This is a genomic window from Staphylococcus sp. EG-SA-2 (genome assembly GCF_017152085.1).
On record NZ_JACYHC010000636.1, the window covers coordinates 1 to 2309 of the forward strand.

A 2309-nucleotide genomic window follows, 5' to 3' on the forward strand; every position below is an offset into this window, starting at 1 on the left:
TTCGAAAAATAATGCAAGTGCAGATTCCGAAAAAAACAATATGATAGAAACACCTCAATTAAATACAACGGCTAATGATACATCTGATATTAGTGCAAACACAAACAGTGCGAATGTAGATAGCACAACAAAACCAATGTCTACACAAACGAGCAATACCACTACAACAGAGCCAGCTTCAACAAATGAAACACCTCAACCGACGGCAATTAAAAATCAAGCAACTGCTGCAAAAATGCAAGATCAAACTGTTCCTCAAGAAGCAAATTCTCAAGTAGATAATAAAACAACGAATGATGCTAATAGCATAGCAACAAACAGTGAGCTTAAAAATTCTCAAACATTAGATTTACCACAATCATCACCACAAACGATTTCCAATGCGCAAGGAACTAGTAAACCAAGTGTTAGAACGAGAGCTGTACGTAGTTTAGCTGTTGCTGAACCGGTAGTAAATGCTGCTGATGCTAAAGGTACAAATGTAAATGATAAAGTTACGGCAAGTAATTTCAAGTTAGAAAAGACTACATTTGACCCTAATCAAAGTGGTAACACATTTATGGCGGCAAATTTTACAGTGACAGATAAAGTGAAATCAGGGGATTATTTTACAGCGAAGTTACCAGATAGTTTAACTGGTAATGGAGACGTGGATTATTCTAATTCAAATAATACGATGCCAATTGCAGACATTAAAAGTACGAATGGCGATGTTGTAGCTAAAGCAACATATGATATCTTGACTAAGACGTATACATTTGTCTTTACAGATTATGTAAATAATAAAGAAAATATTAACGGACAATTTTCATTACCTTTATTTACAGACCGAGCAAAGGCACCTAAATCAGGAACATATGATGCGAATATTAATATTGCGGATGAAATGTTTAATAATAAAATTACTTATAACTATAGTTCGCCAATTGCAGGAATTGATAAACCAAATGGCGCGAACATTTCTTCTCAAATTATTGGTGTAGATACAGCTTCAGGTCAAAACACATACAAGCAAACAGTATTTGTTAACCCTAAGCAACGAGTTTTAGGTAATACGTGGGTGTATATTAAAGGCTACCAAGATAAAATCGAAGAAAGTAGCGGTAAAGTAAGTGCTACAGATACAAAACTGAGAATTTTTGAAGTGAATGATACATCTAAATTATCAGATAGCTACTATGCAGATCCAAATGACTCTAACCTTAAAGAAGTAACAGACCAATTTAAAAATAGAATCTATTATGAGCATCCAAATGTAGCTAGTATTAAATTTGGTGATATTACTAAAACATATGTAGTATTAGTAGAAGGGCATTACGACAATACAGGTAAGAACTTAAAAACTCAGGTTATTCAAGAAAATGTTGATCCTGTAACAAATAGAGACTACAGTATTTTCGGTTGGAATAATGAGAATGTTGTACGTTATGGTGGTGGAAGTGCTGATGGTGATTCAGCAGTAAATCCGAAAGACCCAACTCCAGGGCCGCCGGTTGACCCAGAACCAAGTCCAGACCCAGAACCAGAACCAACGCCAGATCCAGAACCAAGTCCAGACCCAGAACCGGAACCAAGCCCAGACCCGGATCCGGATTCGGATTCAGACAGTGACTCAGGCTCAGACAGCGACTCAGGTTCAGATAGCGACTCAGAATCAGATAGCGATTCGGATTCAGACAGTGATTCAGATTCAGACAGCGACTCAGAATCAGATAGCGATTCAGAATCAGATAGCGACTCAGATTCAGATAGCGATTCAGATTCAGATAGCGATTCAGAATCAGATAGCGATTCGGATTCAGACAGTGATTCAGATTCAGACAGCGACTCAGAATCAGATAGCGACTCAGAATCAGATAGTGAGTCAGATTCAGACAGTGACTCGGACTCAGACAGTGATTCAGACTCAGATAGCGATTCAGACTCAGATAGCGATTCAGACTCAGACAGCGATTCAGATTCAGACAGCGACTCAGAATCAGACAGCGACTCAGACTCAGATAGCGACTCAGACTCAGACAGCGACTCAGATTCAGATAGCGATTCAGACTCAGACAGCGACTCAGACTCAGACAGCGACTCAGACTCAGATAGCGATTCAGACTCAGACAGCGACTCAGATTCAGATAGCGATTCGGACTCAGACAGCGATTCAGATTCAGACAGCGACTCAGACTCGGATAGCGATTCAGATTCAGACAGCGACTCAGACTCGGATAGCGACTCGGATTCAGATAGTGACTCCGATTCAAGAGTTACACCACCAAATAATGAACAGAAAGCACCATCAAATCCTAAAGGTGAAGTAA

1 protein-coding gene is annotated in these 2309 nt (G+C 39.3%); it reads left to right on the plus strand.

The window, feature by feature from the left end:
* The coding region (gene clfB, locus IDG60_RS11415) for an MSCRAMM family adhesin clumping factor ClfB (RefSeq protein ID WP_206160713.1) at positions 1-2309 on the plus strand (2309 nt) is incomplete at both ends.